The 20,855-nt window shown below is 67.1% G+C and carries 14 protein-coding genes; 10 read left to right on the top strand and 4 right to left on the bottom strand.

The window, feature by feature from the left end; genetic code table 11:
- Positions 1–99: 99 nt before the first annotated feature.
- The 4 genes from OG394_RS38645 to OG394_RS38630 all read left to right on the top strand — a co-directional run bounded on the left by OG394_RS38645 (position 100) and on the right by OG394_RS38630 (position 3,008).
- Positions 100–918 carry a MerR family transcriptional regulator gene (locus OG394_RS38645; RefSeq protein WP_328992308.1) on the top strand — a complete coding sequence of 273 codons (819 nt, stop codon included), beginning with the start codon at positions 100–102 and terminating at the stop codon, positions 916–918.
- Between the two features lie 15 nt (positions 919–933).
- The gene (locus OG394_RS38640) at positions 934–1,806 is read left to right on the top strand and encodes a transglutaminase-like domain-containing protein (RefSeq protein WP_328992307.1); all 873 of its coding nucleotides are present in this window, start codon (positions 934–936) and stop codon (positions 1,804–1,806) included.
- Positions 1,807–2,187: 381 nt separating this feature from the next.
- Entirely contained in the window at positions 2,188–2,628 is a 441-nt protein-coding gene (locus OG394_RS38635; protein ID WP_328992306.1) for a hypothetical protein, read from the top strand.
- Positions 2,625–3,008: a hypothetical protein gene (locus tag OG394_RS38630; RefSeq protein ID WP_328992305.1), complete on the top strand. Its 384-nt coding sequence runs from the start codon at positions 2,625–2,627 to the stop codon at positions 3,006–3,008. Before OG394_RS38635 ends, OG394_RS38630 begins: the two co-directional genes overlap by 4 nt.
- Before the next feature lie 53 nt (positions 3,009–3,061).
- Here OG394_RS38630 and glgP read toward each other — a convergent pair whose 3' ends face one another.
- Positions 3,062–5,644 carry an alpha-glucan family phosphorylase gene (gene glgP, locus OG394_RS38625; protein WP_328992304.1) on the bottom strand — a complete coding sequence of 861 codons (2,583 nt, stop codon included), beginning with the start codon at positions 5,642–5,644 and terminating at the stop codon, positions 3,062–3,064.
- A 513-nt stretch (positions 5,645–6,157) separates the two neighbouring features.
- Here glgP and OG394_RS38620 point away from each other — a divergent pair.
- Positions 6,158–8,146, top strand: a complete 1,989-nt coding sequence (locus tag OG394_RS38620) for an alpha-1,4-glucan--maltose-1-phosphate maltosyltransferase (protein WP_328992303.1) — start codon at positions 6,158–6,160, stop codon at positions 8,144–8,146.
- A 27-nt stretch (positions 8,147–8,173) separates the two neighbouring features.
- On the opposite strand, the gene OG394_RS38615 is transcribed toward OG394_RS38620, so the two are convergent.
- Positions 8,174–8,686: a winged helix-turn-helix domain-containing protein gene (locus OG394_RS38615; RefSeq protein WP_328992302.1), complete on the bottom strand. Its 513-nt coding sequence runs from the start codon at positions 8,684–8,686 to the stop codon at positions 8,174–8,176.
- A 319-nt stretch (positions 8,687–9,005) separates the two neighbouring features.
- Here OG394_RS38615 and OG394_RS38610 point away from each other — a divergent pair, with 319 nt between their 5' ends.
- On the top strand, positions 9,006–13,421 hold the full coding sequence (locus tag OG394_RS38610; protein ID WP_328992301.1) for a S8 family serine peptidase: 4,416 nt from the start codon (positions 9,006–9,008) through the stop codon (positions 13,419–13,421).
- Between the two features lie 63 nt (positions 13,422–13,484).
- Here the strand turns inward: OG394_RS38610 and OG394_RS38605 are convergent, their stop codons facing one another.
- Both OG394_RS38605 and OG394_RS38600 read right to left on the bottom strand, forming a co-directional pair.
- Positions 13,485–13,994 carry a winged helix-turn-helix domain-containing protein gene (locus tag OG394_RS38605; protein WP_328992300.1) on the bottom strand — a complete coding sequence of 170 codons (510 nt, stop codon included), beginning with the start codon at positions 13,992–13,994 and terminating at the stop codon, positions 13,485–13,487.
- A 156-nt stretch (positions 13,995–14,150) separates the two neighbouring features.
- Entirely contained in the window at positions 14,151–15,428 is a 1,278-nt protein-coding gene (locus OG394_RS38600) for a glycoside hydrolase family 18 protein (protein ID WP_328992298.1), read from the bottom strand.
- 314 nt (positions 15,429–15,742) lie between these two features.
- On the opposite strand from OG394_RS38600, the gene arfA reads away from it, so the two are divergent.
- The 4 genes from arfA (at position 15,743) to OG394_RS38580 (ending at position 20,847) form a co-directional block, all read left to right on the top strand.
- The gene (gene arfA, locus OG394_RS38595; RefSeq protein WP_328992296.1) at positions 15,743–16,807 is read left to right on the top strand and encodes a channel-forming protein ArfA/OmpATb; all 1,065 of its coding nucleotides are present in this window, start codon (positions 15,743–15,745) and stop codon (positions 16,805–16,807) included.
- 143 nt (positions 16,808–16,950) lie between these two features.
- The gene (gene arfC / locus OG394_RS38590) at positions 16,951–17,520 is read left to right on the top strand and encodes a channel accessory protein ArfC, sunset domain variant (protein ID WP_328992295.1); all 570 of its coding nucleotides are present in this window, start codon (positions 16,951–16,953) and stop codon (positions 17,518–17,520) included.
- A gap of 214 nt (positions 17,521–17,734) precedes the next feature.
- Positions 17,735–19,438 carry a maltose alpha-D-glucosyltransferase gene (gene treS, locus OG394_RS38585; RefSeq protein WP_328996918.1) on the top strand — a complete coding sequence of 568 codons (1,704 nt, stop codon included), beginning with the start codon at positions 17,735–17,737 and terminating at the stop codon, positions 19,436–19,438.
- Positions 19,435–20,847 carry a maltokinase N-terminal cap-like domain-containing protein gene (locus tag OG394_RS38580; protein WP_328992293.1) on the top strand — a complete coding sequence of 471 codons (1,413 nt, stop codon included), beginning with the start codon at positions 19,435–19,437 and terminating at the stop codon, positions 20,845–20,847. The genes treS and OG394_RS38580 overlap by 4 nt, the downstream gene beginning before the upstream one ends.
- Positions 20,848–20,855: the final 8 nt, after the last annotated feature.

Here is a 20,855-nt window from a genome sequence, read left to right as displayed (position 1 = left end):
GGCCAGAGGGCGGATTCCGACGAATGAATGCAAAGTGATGGTTGACCTTGCCTCGGGTTCTTTGACCTTGACCTTGGGGTAGGGGCCAGACTTCCTGGCATGGATGCACTGACGATCGGGGAGTTCGGGCGCCGGGCGGGGTTGTCGCAAAAGGCCCTTCGGCTGTACGACGAATCCGGCCTGCTGCCGCCGGCGTCAGTCGATCCGTCGAACGGGTATCGCCTGTACTCGCCGTCGCAGCTCGAACGCGCCCGGCGGATCAGCGTGCTGCGGCAGCTGGGGATGCCGCTCGCCACCGTCACCGACGTACTGCGTGGGACCGACGAAGAGGCTGCGCACCAGTTGGACCGTTGGTGGCACGAGCAGCAGGCCGAAGTCGCTGCGCGGAAGAGTGCGCTCGAGTGGATCCGGGCCCGGTTCACCCGGACCGGTGGGGATTTTCCGGCGCGGCCGGTGAGTACTCGGGACGTGCCGGATACCAAGATCGCGTCGATCCGTACGTCGACCGATCAGCCTGGGTTGGTTGGCGAGATCGTCGGCAATACGACGTACATCTGTGAGCACCTTGCCGCCGCCGGTGTTGCGATGACTGGCGAGAGCTGGGTGATTTACCACGGGTACGTGACGCCGGACAGCGCGGGCGAGATCGAGATCTGCGTGCCATTTGAGGGTACGGCGGACCCGCGTGGGCCGATCGCGCTGCGGGTCGAACCGGCGCATACCGAAGCCTTTTGCACGATCAGCCGGGACGAGTGTTTCTTCCCGCGCATCATGTTCGCCTACGACCTGCTCGAGGTGTGGATCGCCGACTCCGCACTCCCCCGCGCCGGCTCCGTACGCGAGATCTACCTGCCCGCTTTCATGGCCGGTCCCACCGACCAGCCGAGCGTGCACATCGCCCAACCTGTTTCCCGCTAGTTGCTAGGAGCAACCATGCCTACGCTGGATGACTACGCCCGCCAGTCCGTCTACAGCGACCCTGGCCCGTACGTCGGCCTGATCGACGCCTTGCCGTCGGACCTGCCGGGGATCGGCGAAGTCGTACGCAACACGCTGATCCACTATCGCGGCGGCGGTATCGAGTTCACCGGCGACCGCCTCGCGGAGATCGACAACCGCTGGATCGACACCCTGCTCACCGTCGACCAGAACCGCAATGGTTGTGAGCTGGCGGTGCCGCGCGAGTCTTTCGACCGAGTGGTCGGCTGCTGCCGCGACTACACCCTGCTGACGGTCTCCGCCCTTCGCCACAAGGGCATCCCGGCCCGGAGCCGAATCGGCTTCGCCACGTACTTCGCGCCGGACTTCAACCACGACCACGTAGTCACCGAATACTGGAACGGCTCCCGCTGGGTCTGGGCCGACACCCAACTGGACCCTGCCGGCGACTGGTCGTTCGACCCGTTGGACCTGCCGCCTGGCGTAATGCTCAGTGCTGCCCAGGTGTGGACCGACTACCGCAAGGGCCTGATCGACCCCGACCTGTACGGCGCGACCGACGACCTCAAGGGCCCCTGGTTCATCCGCGACTACGTCTACCTGGAACTAGCCCACCGCATGCGCGACGAACTCCTCCTCTGGGACATCTGGGGCGAAATGTCCGCCGACCTCCCCGAAGACCTAACCCCCACCGACACCCTCGCCACCCTTCTCCTAGCCGCCGACACCGCCGACACCGCCGACGCCGACGCCACTCTTACGGCCCTTTACGTCCCACCCCTCCGGCCCACCGCCACCATCCAGACACTCTCCCCCACCGGCCACCACCGCCCCACACCTCTCCGAACGCCTTCCTCCCTCCGCTGATTCGCCCGTATCCGCTCTTGCGTTGATCCGCCTGCCCCCACTCTTGCGTTGATCCGCCTGCCCCCACTCTTGCGTTGATTCGTCTGCATCCGCTCGCCCCCTTACGCGGCGGGTCGATTGGTCGCGGGCGTGGGCGGGCGGATTCGGACGAATCAACGCTAAACGCCTGCCCGGTAAGGACTTTTCGGCCGGGTGGAGTCTGACCGGGTTAGGCGGCCGGTTCGCTGCCGCATCAGGTGGTGCCGGTTCGCTGCCGCGCCGGGGTGCACCGCGTCCCGCCGCGTCGAGTCGCGGCGAAACGCTCACCGCGTGGACCTGGCGGGCGCAAACCCGGACGGCGGCAGAGGCTTAGGGGACCGTGGCGTGGATACGATTGGGGGCATGTCGAGTCCGGAGGAGCCGCGACCAGAGCGCGAGGTGAGTGCCGAGAGGCTCCTCGCGGAGATGGCGACGCATGAACGGCGCCGGCGCAAGGCAGTGCTCGGCCTTGGACTCGTGACCTTGGTGCTGGTCGTTGTATCGACCTGGCTGGCAGTGGACCTCATCATCTCGTCGGGACCAGGCGGCGGAACTGATCCAGAGCCGTTCCCTGTGCCCGGGTCGGACAGTGCCGGTTATGCAGCGGCGCCAGGAATCGGCCTGATCCTGGTGCTCTCGGTGTTGCTCGCATCGGTGGTCACCGGCCTGCTGCGGAGTCAGCGACATCGGCCCACGCAGACCGACGTTCGCGCCATGCGTACCGCTGACGCGGCCTGGGCGGAGATCGTGCTGCAGAAGCGGCCCCGGACGAACATCTTCCGACCTGGAGAGGGCCGGGCGTGACGGATGGTGGAGTGGCCCGGCAGAAGAGCTGGCCACCTGCCTCCGATGCGAAGGCTCGCCAGATTCTGCGCGAGCACGCGCTAGAGCTGTACGAGGAGGCAGAACGGGTCGCCCATCGTTCCGGCTCGGACTCGGTATCGGCAAGTTACGTCGAGCAGGCTGCGCACACCGTCAGAATCCGTCGTACCAGCGGTGGCTGGACCGATGTCCTGTTGTCGGCCGGCACCGCCATCCTCGGCCTCGGCGGCGGAGCGATGCTGGCATTCGTGGCCGAGGACAGCGACCCAGGGGCCGGGATGCTCTTGCTCTCGGTCGTCCTCGTCATGGTCGGAGTAGGCATGACGGCCGTCGGCGGCACCGCCAAATGGCTCCGCTCCTGACAAACAACAACGCCCTCCCAAAGCTCAGGGAGGGCGTTGTCGCTTACAGGTAGTTAGAACTCAGTCCCGGCAGGAACGTCGGGGGTGGAAGGGGCGGTCGCCAGGCCGAGTTCGGCTGACGTCGCCAGGAGCGGGTGGGTGGGAAGCGCCCGGACGGTGTAGCCGAAGGCCCCCGTGCGGTCCAGTTTGAGGTCGCCCTCGAACCGGTGGCGGTTGTCGTCGTAGGACTCCGCGAGGTGGAGCGATACCGCGACGGCGTCCGTGATCTCGTCGGACGAATCCACCCGGCCGTGGAGGGCCTGGACGTCGAGGTCCGTCGGGTTCAAGCCGGCCGGCAGGGTGACGAAGGCGCGCACGCCCACCGTCGTACCCAGCTGAGGCACGTCACCAAGACCCTGCAGCTCCACGTGGTCGACGCGGACCTCGGGCCAGGCAGCGCGCACCTTCGCCTTCCAGACAGCCAGGTCGCGCGCACCGTCGTACGTCTCGTTGAGTTTGTGCGAGGCCTCGGCGGCCGGCACGTACAGCTTCTGGACGTAGTCGCGGACCATTCGGGTGGCGAGCACCTTCGGGCCGAGCTCCTTGATGGTGTGCCGGAGCATCTCGATCCAGCGGGCGGGCGTCTTGCCGTCGTAGAAGCGCGGCGCGACCTGCTTCTCGATCAGGTCGTACAGCGCCTTGGCCTCGAGGTCGTCCCGGCGGTCAACGTCGTCGACACCCTCGGCGGACGGGATCGCCCAGCCGAACTCGTCGTCGTACCACTCGTCCCACCAGCCGTCGCGGATCGACAGGTTGAGGGCGCCGTTGAGGGCGGCCTTCATCCCGGACGTGCCGCACGCCTCGTAGGGACGGAGCGGGTTGTTCAGCCAGACGTCGCAACCCGGGTACATCGGCTGGGCCAGCGCGATGTCGTAGTCCGGCACGAACACGATGCGGTGCCGGACCTCGGGGTCGTCGGCGAAACGCACCATCTCCTGGATCAGCTTCTTGCCACCCTCGTCGGCGGGGTGAGCCTTACCGGCGATGACGATCTGGATCGGCCGCTCCGGGTGCAGCAGCATCGCCTTCAACCGCGCGGGGTCGCGCAGCATCAGGGTGAGGCGCTTGTACGACGGAACGCGGCGGGCGAATCCCATCGTCAGCACGTCCGGGTCGAGGATCTCGTCCACCCAGCCGAGCTCGGCCTCGCTGGCGCCACGGTTCACCCAGGACGCGCGGACGCGGGACCGGGTGTCGTCGATGAAGCGCTGGCGCAGGATCCGCTTGGTGTCCCAGAGCTGGTCGTCCGAGACCTGGTCGAGCGCGTCGAACATGGTCTCGCTATCGCCCTCGGAGGCGGCCGCGTGGGTCAGCTCCGAGATCTCGCGCGCCACCCAGGTCGGCGCGTGCACGCCGTTGGTGATCGAGCTGATCGGTACGTCGACCGGGTCGAAGCTCGGCCACAGCCCGGCGAACATGCCGCGGCTGACCACACCGTGCAGCTGGGAGACGCCGTTGGCGCGCTGCGCGAGGCGAAGGCCCATCACGGCCATGTTGAAGACGGACGGGTCGCCGCCCTCGAAGTCCTCGCAACCGAGCGCGAGGATCCGGTCCACCGGAACGCCCTCGCCGAAGGCGTCCGGCGAGAAGTGCTGCTGGATGAGCTCCTGCGGGAACCGGTCGATACCGGCGGGAACGGGCGTGTGGGTGGTGAAGACCGTGCCGGCCCGGGCCACCTCCAGCGCGGTGTCGAAGTCGAGACCCTCGTCGACCGACAGCTCGCGGATGCGCTCGATGCCGAGGAAGCCGGCGTGGCCCTCGTTGGTGTGGAAGACCTCGGGCGCGGGCGTGCCGTTGATCCGGCAGTACTCGCGGACGGCGCGGACGCCACCGACGCCGAGCAGCAGCTCCTGCAGCAGGCGGTGCTCGGTGGTACCGCCGTACAGCCGGTCGGTCACCTCACGCTCGGCGGACTCGTTGTCCTCGATGTCGGAGTCGAGCATCAGCAACGGCACCCGGCCGACCTGGGCGACCCAGATCTGCGCGCCGAGTTTGCGGCCGCCCGGCAGGGTCACGCTGATCGTGGCGGGCTCGTCGCCGTCACGCAGCTGGCTGATCGGCAGATCATCGGGATCCACCAACGGGTAACGCTCCTGCTGCCAGCCCTCGCGGTTCAGCGACTGAACGAAGTAGCCGTGCCGGTAGAGCAGGCCGACCCCGATCAGCGGTACGCCGAGGTCGCTCGCGGCCTTGAGGTGGTCGCCGGCCAGGATGCCGAGACCGCCGGAGTACTGCGGCAGCACGTGCGTGATGCCGAACTCCGGGGAGAAGTAGGCCACCGCGCTGACGGCGCTGCCCGCCTCGGTCTGGAACCAGCGCTGCCCACCGACGTACTCGTTGAGGTCGGCAACGGCCAGCTCGAGCCGGCGCAGGAACGCACCGTCACCGGCCAGTTGCTCCAGCCGGGCGGCCGAGACCTCGCCGAGGAGGCGGACCGGATCGCCGCCGGTGGCCCGCCACAGCTGGGCGTCCACCGCCTCGAAAACGTCCTGGGTATCCGGGTGCCAGGCCCATCGCAGGTTGTTGACCAGTGTGCCGAGACCGGTCAACGGCTCGGGCAGGACTGGGCGGACGGAGAATCGTCGTATCGCTCGCACCGGGACACCGTACTAGCCCTCCCCGCGCTGGCACACAGGTGGGATGCATCTATTTTGCAACACAAGCAAAATCTTGCAGTGCTTGACCTGGCATCCCGTAAAAGAGGTGGCATCGATCAAGCCACCTCTTTTACGGGACAGTTCTGCGCCTCAGTGGGTACGGGAACCGATAGCGTTACACCTGGTCATTACATCTACCCGGAAGAAGCGAAGGTCAACTCTCGCCTTGACGTCCTCCACCCACCTGAAGGCGGGGGATTCCAACCCACCACCCGAAGGTAGCGAGATGAGGTTCGCGGATCGTAGCCGTGCCCACTGCGCAAGAAGGCTCACCGCGCTGCCACGGCCCGTCTGGCCGCAGTCACCGCAAGGTCCAACTATGGTGCTTGTACTGGCCGCTTGGTTCTCGCGGACCAGCACCACAAACCTAACCGACACCCCCGACAAAACCTGAATGGAGGGACCGGCGCTTCCTCCCCGCCCTGACGGACGGGGTTTCACGCCGGACAATCGATGACAGGCCGCATCCCGATCACCGACGTCAGCCCGACCGTCGACAACGGGGCTTATCCCGCCAAGGCGGCGGTCGGCGAAACCTTCACCGTAGGGGCGACCGTGTTCCGGGAGGGACACGATTCCGTCAACGCGAACGTCGTACTCACCTCACCGAGCGGGCAGACCCGGCGAATGCTGATGGTCCCGCTCGGCCAGGGCACCGACGACTGGCAGGTCGAAGTGGTGCTCGCCGAGCCCGGCCCGTGGACGTTCGCGGTCGAGGGCTGGAGCGATCCGTACGGCACCTGGCGGCACGCGGCCGAGATCAAGATCCCCGCGGGCATCGACGTCGACCTGGTCTTCGCCGAGGGCGCGGCGTTCTTCGATCGCGCCGCGGCCGGGGTGCCGCCCGCGGTCCGAGTCGACCGGGCCACGCTGAGCGATGCCGCGCAGGCCGTCGCGAACCCGGCCCTTCCGCCCGAGGCTCGCCTGGCCGCCGGTACGTCGCCGCAGGTCGTCGGCGCGCTCAGCCGGTATCCCGTCCGCGAGCTGATCACGGCCTCCGCGGCGTACCCGATCTGGGTCGACCGCAAGCGCGCGCTGTACGGCTCGTGGTACGAGTTCTTCCCGCGCTCGGAGGGCGCGCGGTACGACGAGGGGGCCGGGCGCTGGATCTCCGGCACGTTCGAGACCGCCGCGCAGCGCCTCGACGCGGTGGCCGCGATGAACTTCGACATCCTTTACCTGCCGCCGATCCACCCGATCGGGAAGTCGTTCCGCAAGGGCCCGAACAACACGCTCGACCCGAAGCCGGGTGACCCGGGTTCGCCGTGGGCGATCGGTTCGTCCGAGGGCGGGCACGACGCGATCCACCCCGAGCTCGGCACGTTCGAGGACTTCGACGCGTTCGTCAGCAGGGCCCGCGAGGTCGGCCTGGAGGTCGCGATCGACCTTGCCCTGCAGGCCTCGCCGGACCACCCGTGGGTGGAGGAACACCCGAAGTGGTTCAGCGTCCGGGCCGACGGCTCCATCGCGTACGCCGAGAACCCGCCGAAGAAGTACCAGGACATCTACCCGATCAACTTCGACAACGATCCCGAGGGCATCTACGCCGAGGTGCTGCGGGTCGTGAAGCTGTGGATCGCGCATGGCGTGACGGTTTTCCGCGTCGACAACCCGCACACCAAGCCGGTCAACTTCTGGGAGTGGCTGCTCGGCGAGGTGCGCAAGACCGACCCGGACGTGCTGTTCCTGTCCGAGGCGTTCACGCGCCGGCCGATGATGCGCGAGCTCGCGAAGGTCGGGTTCCACCAGTCGTACACCTACTTCACCTGGCGCAACGAGAAGTGGGAGCTCGAGGAATACCTGGAGGAGATGACCAAGGAGACCGGCCATTTCCTGCGGCCCAACTTCTTCGTCAACACCCCGGACATCCTCACCGCTTACCTGCAGTACGGCGGCCCGGGCGCCTTCAAGATCCGCGCGGCCATCGCGGCCACCTCGTCTCCTAGCTGGGGCGTGTACGCCGGGTTCGAGTTGTTCGAGCACGTCGCGTTGCGGCCCGGCTCGGAGGAATACCTCGACACCGAGAAGTTCCAGCTCCGCCCGCGCGACTTTGCGGCAGCCGAGGCCGAGGGGCGCTCGCTCGCGCCGTACATCACCAAGCTGAACGACATCCGCCGTCGCCACCCGGCCCTGCAGGAGTTGCGCAACCTGACCCTGCACCAGGTGGACGACGAGGCGATCAGCTGCTGGTCGAAGCGCACCACCGGGCCGGACGGTCACAGCGACATCGTCATCGTGGTCGTCAACACCGACCCGCACACCGTTCGCGAAAGCCTGGTCAATCTCGACATGGCCGCACTCGGCATGCGCCCCGAGGACACCTTCACCGTGCACGACGAGATCACCGGCGCGACCTGGCGCTGGGGCCGCCAGAACTACGTCAAACTCGACCCCAACGGCGAACCCGCCCACATCCTCGCCGTCCGCCGCGGCCAAGCCTGACCTGGTCTAGAACCACCGGCACCCGGTTCAGCCTGTACGGCGTACCGGGTTCTGGTGGTCGGTCAGGCGGAAGCCGATGCCGCGGACGGCGTCGATGGTGACGGCGTTGCCGAGGTCGGCGAGTTTGCGGCGCAGGCGTTTGACCAGGGAGTGCACGTCCGCCGTACTGCGTAGGTGGCCCGTGCCCCAGACCGCTTGGTGCAACGCCTCGTAGGTCCAGACCTGGAGGGGTTCGGTGAGCAAGTGCGTCAGCAGGTCGCGTTCGAGCATGGTGAGCGGTACCTCGCGATCGCTCCAGCTCGCGACCAGGCGATCCGCGTCGACCTTGAGGCCGTCCGGTTCGGGCTCGGGCTCGATCACGGCCGGCGGGCTGGGCTTTCCCTCGTCAAGGAGGCGGCGGAGTTCGTCCAGACCGGAGACCATCAGCAGCGGGCCGACGCCGTCGAGCAGCTCGGCCAGGCGCATCCGTTGCTCCGGATCGGCGCTCACCGCGATCAGCAACGGCAGCGACTCCCCCTCGGGACGGCCGGATCCACCCACTGGCACTTCTCCCCCGGTTGCCCCACGCACGGAGGCAACGATGTCAACAGCTGCCCGAAATCGTCAATGAATTGACAATGATTGGCAAAAACCTGCATTTCTGCCTCGACGGTTAGTGACAAGTTGCTCACGTGGGGTGCTTGTTGGCATCACTCTGTGACACATAAGGTCCACAGCAGGTCACGACTGTCATCCGGTCTGGCTCTGGGCGCTGAATGATCGTTCCGAACCGGTTCATCTGCCGGTGGGCGGTCTTCTGTCCCCTTTCTCCATGGCTCGGGGGAGTTCACGGAGTCGTACAAGGAGGGGCTGCAGAACCATGTCATCACGCAACCGAAGAAGGGGCATCGCCAGATCACTGGTGAGTGCCATCGCCGCCGCGGCCGTCGTCGCGACGAGTCTGGCGGCCACAAGTGTGGGCGCACAGGCCGCACCTCAGGCGGACCCGCCGCCCGCCGCGGAGAAGATCAAGCCTGAACTGACCAAGGCCTTGCAGGCCAAAATGGCCACGGACTTCTGGGTCCGCTTCGGCGACCAGGCCGATCTGAGCCAGGCCGGCCGGATCACCGACTGGAACGAGCGCGGCACCGCCGTCGCCGCCGCCCTGCGCAAGACCGCGGCGGAGAGCCAGGCGAAGGTCCGTGCCGAACTCGACGGCATGCACCTGAAGTACGAGGCCTTCTGGGGCACCAACGCCATCAAGGTGTCGGGCGGCTCGATGGCGCACGTACAGAAGCTGGCCGCGTTCTCCGAGGTCGAGGGCCTCTACGCGCCGGTCCAGTACGTGGCGCCGAAGGTCGACAAGGACACCTCCGGCGACCACACCACCATGGCGGTGGAGTGGGGTATCGCCAACATCAACGCCGACGACGTGTGGTCGACGTACGGCGCCAAGGGTGCCGGCATCGTGATCGCGAACATCGACACCGGGGTGCAGTTCGACCACCCGGCGCTGGTGAACCAGTACCGCGGCAAGAAGGCCGACGGCACGTTCGACCACAACTACAACTGGTTCAACGCGGCCGGCACCTGTGCCGCGGCGCCTTGTGACGCCAACGGGCACGGCACCCACACGATGGGCACCATGGCCGGTTCCGACGGTGGCGCGAACCAGATCGGGGTGGCTCCCGACGTCAAGTGGATCGCCGCGAACGGGTGCTGCCCGAGCGACGCCGCGCTGATCACGTCGGGCCAGTGGATGCTCGAGCCGACCAACCTCGCCGGGCAGAACCCGGACGCGAGCAAGCGGCCGAACATCATCAACAACTCGTGGGGCAGCCAGCAGCCGTCCAACGACCCGTTCATGGAGGACATCGCCCTCGCATGGGAGGCGTCCGGCATCTTCGGGATGTGGGCCAACGGCAACAGTGGTGCGCTGGGTTGCCAGTCGAGTGGTTCGCCGGGCAGCCGGATCATCAACTACTCGGCCGGTAACTACGACATCAACAACAACATCAACAACGGCTCGGGCCGTGGCACCGGTCAGGACGGCGAGATCAAGCCGAACATCTCCGCGCCCGGTACCAACGTCCGCTCCGCCATTCCCGGCAGCGGCTACGCCAACTTCAGCGGTACGTCGATGGCCTCCCCGCACGTCGCGGGCGCGATCGCGCTGCTCTGGTCCGCGGCGCCCAGCCTGGTCGGCAATGTCGCGGCCACCAAGGCGCTGCTCGACAACACCGCGAGCGACAAGGACAGCGCCCAGTGCGGCGGCACCGCGGACGACAACAACGTCTACGGTGAGGGCCGGCTCGACGCCCTCGCGCTGCTCAACGCGGCCCCGATCGGCGACACCGGCACCCTGACCGGCAAGGTCACCAACACCGCCACCGGTGCGGGTATCGCCGGCGCCACCATCACCGTCACCGGCCCGACCGAGCGTCAGCTCACCACCGGCGCCGATGGCACCTACACCACCCAGGTCACCGCCGGCGACTACTCACTCGCGGTCGCGGCGTTCGGCTTCAAGTCGGTCACCGGTACCGCCACAGTGACCGCGAACGCGACCACTACCAAGGACTTCGCGCTCGAGTCCGCCCCGACCGTCAACGTCGGTGGCACCATCACGGACGGCTCCGGCCACGGCTGGCCGCTGTACGCGAAGGTGACCGTCGAGGGCCCGGGTGGCGTGTTCGACTTCACCACGCCGACCAACGGCCGGTACAGCTTCCAGGTGCCGTCCAACGCGACGTACAACGTCAAGATCGAGTCGCAGATCCCCGGCTACGAGACGGTCACCAAGCCCGTCGTCGTGGGTGCGGGTAACGCCACTCTGAACGTCGCCGTGCCCGTTCGCGGTGACTCCTGCCTCTCGGCTCCCGGTTACGTCAACGGTTCGGACGGCGTCTACGAGACGTTCGAGTCCGGCGCGGCGCCGACCGGCTGGACCGTCGTCGACAACCAGGTGCCGGCCAACGGCCAGGTGTGGACCTTCAACAACCCGGGCAACCGGGCCAACCTGACCGGCGGCAGCGGCAAGTTCGCGATCGCCGACAGCGACAAGTACGGCTCGGGCGGCAAGCAGAACACCTCGCTGGTCAGCCCGAAGGTGGACCTGACCGCGGTTGCCGCTCCGGTGATCAAGTTCGGCCAGGACTTCAACTACCTGGGCGGCGAGAAGGCCAACGTCGAGCTTTCCATCGACGGCGGCGCCACCTGGGAGACCGTGCTGACGCAGGCCACGGCCGACGTCCGCGGCGTCAAGGAGATCGCCATCCCGCAGGCGGCCGGTAAGGCCGAGGTACAGGTGCGCTTCCACTACTTCGACGCCTCGTACGACTGGTGGTGGCAGGTCGACAACGTACTGATCGGCAGCAAGGTCATCTGCCAGCCGGTCAACGGCGGTCTGGTCACCGGACACGTCACCGACACCAACACCGGTGCGGCCGTGAACGGCGCGGTCGTCACCAGTGGCGACAAGCCGGCCGAGACCACCACCACGGTCTCAACCCCGGCCGACACCGGTCTGGCGGACGGCTTCTACTGGCTGTTCTCCTCGGTCACGGGTTCGCACCCGTTCACCGCGAAGGCCGGCAACTACACCAGCAAGACCACCGCGGTTGATGTCGAGGCCGACTGGACCACCCTGGCGAGCTTCGCGCTCGACGCGGGCCGGCTCAGCGTCAGCCCCGGCACCATCGAGACCACCCTGCGGATGCCGACCGGCAAGACCACCAAGTCCTTCACCGTGACCAACACGGGTAAGGCGCCGGTGGACGTCGAGTTCGGTGAGGTCGAGGGCGACGTCGAGATCCTCGGCGCCGACGGCAGCCGCAAGACCCGGTCCGAGATCGAGCAGTCCGAGGGCGCTCCCCTGCAGCGGTTGCAGGTGGCCACCTCGTTCGGTCAGAAGCTGAACGGCAAGATGCCGGTGCCGGCCGCGAAGCCCGGTATCAGCGCCGACCCGTGGGCGGGTATCTCCAACTACCCGTCGACCGTGATGGACAACCGCACGGTCAGCCTCGACGGCAAGATCTACTCCATCGCGGGTGGCAACGGCTCGGCCTCCAGCGCCAACAACTATGTGTACGACCCGGCCGCGAAGACCTGGACGGCCATCGCGCCGCTGCCGGGTGCTCGTAACGCGGTCACGGCCGGCGCCGTCGGTGGCAAGATCATCGTCAGCTCCGGTTGGGGCGCCTCCGGTCCGGACGCGGCGACCTGGTCGTACGACCCGGCTGCCAACGCCTGGACCGCGGTGAAGGCCAACCCGGCACCGCGTGCGGCCGCCGGCCAGGCCGTGCTCGACGGCAAGCTGTACGCGATCGGTGGCTGCACCACGGCCGCCTGTACCCCGATGTCCAACACCGTGGTGCGCTACGACCCGGCGTCCGACACCTGGGAGACCCTCGCCAACTACCCGGCATCGGTGGCCTTCGCCGCCTGTGGCGCGGTCGGTGACGCGGTGGTCTGCACCGGTGGTAACAACGGCACGGCCGGCCAGAAGACGGGTGCCTCCTACGACCCGTCGAGCAACACCTGGACGCCGATCGCCGACGCTCCGGCCGACAACTGGGCCGCTTCCGTCGCCACTGGCGGTGGCAAGCTGCTCGTCGTCGGTGGTGTCCAGGGCGCGGCCGTCACCAACGCCGGCTTCGCGTACGACGCCGACGCCAACGCGTGGTCGAGCCTGCCGAACGCCAACACCGCGCGGTACCGCGGTGGCGCGGCCTGTGGGTTCTACAAGGTCGGTGGTTCCTCGGGTGGCTTCACCGCCACCGTCGACAGTGAGGTGCTGCCCGGCTTCGAGGACTGCGACGAGGCCGCGGCCGACGTCAGCTGGCTGACGATCGACCAGAAGTCGGTCACCCTGGCCCCGGCTGCCAAGGTAGTGGTCAAGGTGACCACCACCGCGGCCGTCGACCAGCCCGGTAAGTACACCGCCGGGATCAGCATCAAGGAGAACACCCCCTACTCGGTCGCACCCGTGGGCGTCACGATGAACGTGAACCCACCGACCACCTGGGGCAAGCTCTCCGGCACCGTCACCGGTATCAACTGCCAGGGCATCAGCGTCGCCATTCCCGGCGCGACCGTCCAGGTCGACTCGTGGGCGATGTCGTTCACCTTCACCACCGACGCCACGGGCGGCTACGCCTACTGGCTCGACCGTCGCAACAACCCGTTGACGATCATCGCGGCCAAGGACGGCTGGAAGCCCCAGGTCCGTCAGAGCTCGGTGAACGTCGCCGAACCGACAGTGGAGGACTTCGCCCTCAAGCCTGTGAAGTGCTAGCGGTCGCAGTGAGCTAGTAGCCGGCCCCTTCGAGTCTTCGGACTTGAAGGGGCCGGTCCACGTTTAGACCGGCAGTAGGTGGAAGCCGACGCCGCGGATGGCGTGGATGGTGGTGTTCGCGCCCACCCGGGCCAGCTTGCGGCGGAGGCGTTTGACCACGGAGTGGATGTGCGAGCCGTGGCCGAGATGCTCGTTACCCCAGACGGCGGAATGCAGCCGTTGGTACGTCCACACCTCTCCTGGTTCGGCGACCAGGCAGTGCAGGAAGTCGTGCTCGAGCCGGGTCAGACCGACCTCGCGATCACGCCAGCGCAGGATGCGCCGTTCGATGTCGAGCTGGAGTTCGGGTGACACCACGACGGACAGCGGCGGTCGTACGACGGCCAGCTCGGTCTTGGTGGCAGCCGGCTCCGGTGCCTGGACGCCGGTCAGGTCCAGGAAGGCGCGGGCCTGTTCGGGGGTCGAGACCAGCAGGAACGCGTCGGCGCCGGCCAGCAGACCGGCCAGCCGGACTCGTTCGGCGGGGGTGCTCGCGACACCGATCACCAGGGACGTGGCGGCTGGATCTCGCATGGATTCCCCCTCCATTCACAACGTTGTAGCGCAGAGACAAGTACTGGCGTGCAACTGGCTGAAGTCAAGCGATTACACGGCCCGGAAGAGACGTGACACCACGGTGACACGCGGTAGCGCCCGGGTGGGTGCCCCGGGCGCTCCGTCGTACAGAGGTCAGCCGATCGTCTTGACCGCGGTGATCAGCGCGCCGCTGGTGGTGTCACCCGACAGCTCCCAGAAGAAGGCGCCGCCGAGACCCTGGTTGTTCGCGTAGACCATCTTGTTCCGGATGGTGGCCGGGGTGTCGTATCCCCACCACTGGCCGTTGCAGTACGCGTAGGCCGTACCGCCGACCGTGCCGTTCGACGGGCAACGGGTCGAGATGAGCTTGTAGTCCTCGATGCCGGCCTCGTACTTGCCAGGAGCCGCACCCGTCGCCTTACCGCCCGGAGCCGCCTGGGTGACGCCGGTCCAGCCGCGGCCGTAGAAGCCGATACCGAGCAGGATCTTCGACGCGGGGATGCCCTTGCTCTTCAGCTTCTGGATCGCCCCGTCACTGTGGAACCCAGCCTGCGGGATTCCGTTGTACGACGTGAGCGGCGAGTGCGGTGCCGTCGGCCCCTGCGCGTTGAACGCGCCGAAGTAGTCGTACGTCATCGGCATGATCCAGTCGAGCTTCTGCGCCGCCAGGGCGTAGTTGGTCGCGTCGATCTTGCCGCCGTTCGTACCGTCCGCGGTGATCGCGGCGGTCACTAGTGCCAACGTACCGAAGCGGCTGCGCAAGGCGCTGATGACGTTGTTGAACGCGTTCGGGCCGCTGGTGTCACAGGTGAGCCCGCACGCGTTCGGGTACTCCCAGTCGATGTCGATGCCGTCGAACACGTCGGCCCACCGCGGGTCCTCGACCAGCTTGTAGCAGGAGTCCGCGAAGGCTGCCGGGTTCTGCGCGGCCTGGGTGAAGCCGCCGGACCAGGTCCAGCCGCCGAACGACCAGACGACCTTGATGTTCGGGTACTGCTTCTTGAGCTTGCGCAGCTGGTTGAAGTTGCCACGCAGCGCTCCTGTGTCCCAGGTGTCGGCCACACCGTCTACAGAACCTGCTGCGTCGTACGCCTTGTCGTACGCCGCGTACGAGTCGCCCATCGTGCAGCGACCGCCAGTGGTGTTGCCGAAGGCGTAGACGATGTTGGTCAGCTTCGCGGCCGAACCACTCGTCTTGATGTTCTTGACGTGGTAGTTCCGGTCGTAGACACCCCACTCGGTGAAGTAGCCGACCACGCGCTTCCCGGCGGCGGGGGCGTTCGCCGAGTCCTGCTGGGTTGATTGGACCTCACGGATCGGGAGGTCGGCAGTGATGGTTGTGGACGCGGCCGCGGTCCCGACGGCCGGGACGAGCCCGGCGCCGAGTATGGCCACCGCGGCGAGAACGGATGAGACTGGGCGGACTCTCATGGTTGTTCCTCCTGAAGGCGGGGCAACTAAGCGCACTCTGCCCAGCACTGGCGGTTAACAAATGGAGAATCCTAAATTAAAGCCTCAGCAGACCAGTTGCAACCATGGTGAGAGACCAGTTGGCACTGTGGTGGGAGACCAGCCGTTCCAGTGGTGAGACTGCCGTGTGCCGTGACTTCCGTACGGAGTAACCTCCTCGCAGACGGTCACAATGCCTCAGACACGGAGGAGCAGTGCCAGCATCCTCGGGTGAGACGTCACCCGGCCCCGCCACTGGATCCGGCCCGGCCACCAGTTTTTTCCGGCGACCCTGGGTGCTTTGGCTGCTGGCGTTATTACTCGTCCCGGTGCTGATCACGGCCGTTCTGCTGAGCCTGCGCACCGGTCCGATCGAGGAAGATCTGCAGCGCCGTTCGATGGACGCGCTGGCCTCGGCCGGCATCATCGGCGCCAAGGTCGAGTTCACCGGGCGCGATGCCCGGGTCTCCATCGATGCCGATATCGATATCGAACAGGTCCGGCAGATCGTCGCCGGTGTCGACGGCGTGCGCACGGTCTCGCTCGACCCGGCCTTCAAGGCGCAACCGACTCCGTCGCCGTCCACCACCCCGACGGGCGGCCTCCAGGTGGCGATCGAGCCCTTCGCCGTCGAACGGACGGGCAACAACGTCCGCGTCCAGGCCATCGTGCCCGACGAGTCGACCGAACAATCGTTGCTCGCGGCCGCGCAACCGCAACTATTGCCCGGCGGCGAACTCAAGGACGAGATCGAGGTCGACGCCACCGTCGGCCGGCCAGACCTGCAGTCCATCGGCGCCCTACTCGCCACGTTGGCGCGCGCCAAGGGCGACGTTTCCGTCCGGTACGACGGCAAGGTGATGACGCTCACCGGCGACGTCCCGGACCAGGCCACCAAGGCGACGGCCGGCCGCGCTGCCGCCGCAGCTGTGCCGGGCGCCGTGCTGGCCAACGAACTGCACGCCCCGAACGTCAAACCCCCGCGGGAGGTCAGCGTCTGCGAAAGCCCGCAGACCTGGCTCGACCGGCTGGTCGCGCAGAACCCCGTGCTCTTCCGCGGCGGTACTGCCGAGACCACGGCGGACGGCCAGCTGACCGTGATCCGGGTGGCCGAATTGCTCCGCCAGTGCGGTTCGGTCAAGGTGCAGGTCAGCGGGCACACCGACAACCTCGGCCACCCGTCCACCAGTCTGCCGCTGTCGACCGACCGGGCCGTCGCGGTGAAGACGCAACTGGTCCACCTCGGTATCGCCGCCGACCGGATCACCGTCAAGGGCTATGGGCACACCCGCCCGATCGCCGCCAACGACACCCAGGCCGGCCGGATCGTCAACCGCCGGGCCGAATTCAGGGTCCGCTGACTTTGTGACGGGCCACTAGGGAGATACCCGATGAGCTGGCTGATCCTGCAGACCTGGATCCTGGTGGTGATCGCCTTCGTGCTGGGCAGCCTCGCCGCCTGGCTACTGGCGAAGGCCCGCGCCGGCTCGAAGGAGGTTCGCTGATGTCCTGGTTATTTCGGCACAACTGGCTCTGGGAGGTCCTCGCCTTCCTCCTCGGCGCCGTCATCACCTGGATCCTCCTGATCCGGCGGGATCCACGAATGACCACTCCCGCAACGGCCCGAGTCGCTACGACTCCCCTAGCCCGTACGGCTCCCCCAGCTCGTACGGCGCCGGAGCCGACCCGGCCGAAGCCCGAACAGCCCGCGATTAAGGTGGAAACGCCTGCGGCCAAGGTGGAACCGCCTGCGCCAAAAGCCGAACCGCGTGTGCCAAAGGCCGAATCCCCCGCACCAAAGGCCGAGGCGGCGACGCTGTTCGACGTACAGGCTGAAGACCAGACGGACGGCGTCGACGCGGAGGTTGGGCCGTACGGGCCGGGGTCGATCGCGTCGCCGGCGGATGGATCGGTGCCTGATGGATACACGGTCAAAGGCAATGCGCAGTCCATGCTGTTCCACACCACCGATTCACCGTATTACGGTCGGACCAAGCCTGAGGTCTGGTTCCGGACCGAGGCGGACGCGGCGGCCGCGGGCTTCACCAAGTACGAACGGCGCCGTAAGAAATAGCAGTACCAGTTGGTCCGCTTGTATGACGTCCGTCCAAAACCGGCGGGGCGAAAGCCGGTAGTGCCGGATCGTGGTTCACAATGTCCGGAAGTCCTTCCGGACAGTCAGAATTCCCCACCGGCGTTCGCCGAATCCCGTGCACCTGCCCATGCGCGCGATAACGGTTAGGTTGGACACAAGGGGTCGAAATCAGATGGAGGTGAGCGTGACCGATATGTTGCCGGATCAGCACCCGGGCCTATCCCATGGGCTGCCGAAGAGTGATCCGCTGTGGTTCAAGCGGGCTGTCTTCTACGAAGTGCTGGTGCGGTCCTTCAAGGACTCCAACGCCGATGGCATCGGCGACCTGCAGGGCCTGACCGAGAAACTCGACTATCTCGAGTGGCTCGGAGTGGACTGCCTCTGGCTGCCGCCGTTCTACCCTTCACCCCTGCGTGACGGTGGCTATGACATCTCGGACTACACCGGTGTGATGCCGGAGGTCGGCACGATCGCCGACTTCGCCGCTTTCATGGAGGCCGCGCACGCTCGCGGCATCCGGATCATCGTCGACTTCGTCATGAACCACACCTCGGACCAGCACCCCTGGTTCCAGGCCTCGCGCAACGATCCGGACGGACCCTTCGGCGACTTCTACGTCTGGTCCGACACCGACACCGCTTACAGCGACGCGCGCATCATCTTCGTCGACACCGAGGTCTCCAACTGGACCTGGGACCCGGTCCGCGGGCAGTACTTCTGGCACCGGTTCTACTCGAACCAGCCGGACCTGAACTTCGAGAACCCGGCCGTCGGCGACGCCATGATCGAGGCGCTGAAGTTCTGGCTGGACCTCGGCGTGGACGGTTTCCGCCTCGACGCCGTGCCGTACCTCTTCGAGGAGGAGGGCACCAACTGCGAGAACCTGCCCAGGACGCACGAGTTCCTGAAGCGGGTCCGCAAGGAGGTCGACGCCAACTACACCGACCGCGTCATGCTCTGCGAGGCGAACCAGTGGCCCGCGGATGTGGTCGAGTACTTCGGCGATCGCGACTCCGGTGGTGACGAGTGCCAGATGGCCTTCCACTTCCCGGTGATGCCGCGCATCTTCATGGGCGTGCGGCGGGAGTCGCGCTACCCGATCTCGGAGATCCTGGCCCAGACCCCGCAGATCCCCGACACCTGTCAGTGGGGCATCTTCCTGCGCAACCACGACGAGTTGACGCTGGAGATGGTCACCGATGAGGAGCGGGACTACATGTGGGGTGAGTACGCCCAGGACCCGCGGATGAAGGCGAACATCGGTATCCGCCGCCGGCTCGCGCCGTTGCTCGACAACGACGTGAACCGGATGGAGCTGTTCACCTCGATGCTGCTGTCGTTGCCGGGATCACCGATCCTGTACTACGGCGACGAGATCGGCATGGGCGACAACATCTGGCTCGGTGACCGTGACGGTGTGCGGACGCCGATGCAGTGGTCCCCCGACCGGAACGCGTCGTTCTCGACCGCCACCCCGGGCAAACTGCATCTGCCGGTGATCATGGATCCCGTCTACGGCTACCAGGCGGTGAACGTCGAGGCCGAGATGGAGAACTCCTCGTCGCTGCTGCACTGGACCCGGCGGATGATCCAGACCCGTAAGCAGCACCCCTGTTTCGGCATGGGTACCTTCACCGACCTGGGCGGTTCCAACCCGAGCGTGCTGTCGTACATCCGGGAGTTCGGCGATGACGTGGTGCTCTGCGTCAACAACCTCTCCCGGTTCCCGCAGCCGATCGAGCTGGACCTGCGTCAGTACCAGGGTGTCGAACCCGTCGAGTTGCTCGGCGGCGTCCACTTCCCGACCATCGGTGAGCTGCCGTACCTGCTCACCCTCGGCGCGCACGGCTTCTACTGGTTCCGGCTGCCGGTCAATCGTGAGGAGAGCTCTTCGTGACTTCGCATCTGGACCAGGTCCAGTCCTTCTGTACCGGCCAGCGCTGGTTCGGTGAGAAGGGACATGACGTCCATGTCGACGCGATGGCCACGTCCGCGTGGCTGTCGGACAAGGGCGTCTGGCCCGCGGTCCGGATCGGATTCGTCTACTGCGCCGGTCCGCCCGGCGCGGAGGCGGCCATCAGGGTCTACCAGTTGCCCTTGAGCTATCACCGTGAACCGGTGGAGAACATGGGCCACGCCCTGATCGGCGACTGGGACGAGCAGGATCTCGGCGACACCCAGGTCTGGGTGTACGACGCGCTGCACGACAAGGAGGCCACGCCGTACTGGCTGGACGCCCTCACCCATGGGCGGACGCTGGACGGCCTGGTCTTCCACCCCGTGCACGCGCCGGAGCACGCCACGGTCGTGCCCGAGGACTCCCAGTCGCTGGTGCTGACGGTCGAGCAGAGCAACACGTCGCTGGTCTTCGGCGACGTGGCCCTGCTGAAGGTGTTCCGCCGGCTCGAACCGGGCAGCAACCCCGGGGTCGAGATCGAGTCGGCGCTCACCGAGGCGGGTTCCGACCTGGTGCCCGAGGTGCTCGGCTCGGTGCGCGGTTCCTGGCCACGCGCCGGTGGCGGTACCGATTCGGGTGACCTGGCGATGATGACAGCGTTCCAGAGGTCGGCGACCGACGGCTGGAACTACGCATCCACCTCGGTCCGGGATCTGTACGCCGAGGCCGATCTGCACGCCGAAGAGGTCGGTGGCGACTTCGCCGGCGAATCCCACCGCCTCGGTTCCACCACCGCCGCCGTCCACCTCGAGCTGGCCAAGGCCCTCGGCACGGACGTGTGGGAGCCGGCGGAGATGGTCAAGCACGCCGCCGCCATGCGTCGTCGTCTGACCGTGGCCGTCGAGGCCGTGCCCGAGCTGGGCGAATTCGCCGAAGGACTGGGCCGGGCCTTCGATGCCCTCGCCGAGTACGACGATGCCGTGCTGGTGCAGCGGATCCACGGCGACTTCCACCTCGGTCAGACCCTGCGCACGATCGACGGCTGGAAGCTGATCGACTTCGAAGGCGAACCGGCCAAGTCCCTGGTGGAACGGCGCGCCCTCGACACCCCGATCAAGGACATCGCCGGCATGCTCCGGTCGTTCGACTACGCCGCCAAGAGTCTGCTCGCCGATCACCCGGGCGACCAGCAAATCGCTTACCGGTCAGGCGAATGGGCCAACCGCAACCGTCGCGCGTTCTGCGAGGGCTATGCCGAGGTCTACGGCAGCGACCCACGCGAGCAGGGCGTGCTGCTGCGAGCCTTCACCGCGGACAAGGTCATCTACGAAACGTTGTACGAGGCACGCAACCGCCCGTCGTGGCTCCCGATCCCGCTCACCGCGGCCGCCCAACTGAGTCACGAATAACGTCAAGC

Source organism: Kribbella sp. NBC_01245, assembly GCF_036226525.1.
Taxonomy (GTDB): domain Bacteria; phylum Actinomycetota; class Actinomycetes; order Propionibacteriales; family Kribbellaceae; genus Kribbella.
The sequence above is the reverse complement of the archived record's forward strand: the minus strand, read 5'-3'. Positions and strand labels throughout refer to the sequence as shown.